Below are 295 nucleotides of genomic sequence, written 5' to 3'. Positions count from 1 at the left end.
ATCGCAGCAGCTACAGATACTGGAAAAACCGTCCTGAAAAACCAGACGGCAGACGGGCTGTATTACGCAGTCAGGTACTTGAGCTACATGGCATCAGCCACGGTTCGGCCGGAGCAAGAAGCATCGCCACAATGGCAACCCGGAGAGGCTACCAGATGGGACGCTGGCTTGCTGGCAGGCTCATGAAAGAGCTGGGGCTGGTCAGCTGTCAGCAGCCGACTCACCGGTATAAACGTGGTGGTCATGAACATGTTGCTATCCCTAACTACCTTGAAAGGCAGTTCGCCGTGACCGA

Annotated in this window: 1 pseudogene; it reads left to right on the top strand. The window is 55.6% G+C overall.

The features are described 5' to 3' along the window. Positions 1 to 295: pseudogene (locus ABZJ92_RS22425) on the top strand (IS3 family transposase); the annotation flags it as partial.

Origin of the sequence: Shigella sp. FJ200513, assembly GCF_040495915.1 — a bacterium.
GTDB lineage: Bacteria > Pseudomonadota > Gammaproteobacteria > Enterobacterales > Enterobacteriaceae > ECMA0423.
This window is presented reverse-complemented; position numbering and strand designations above follow the sequence as displayed.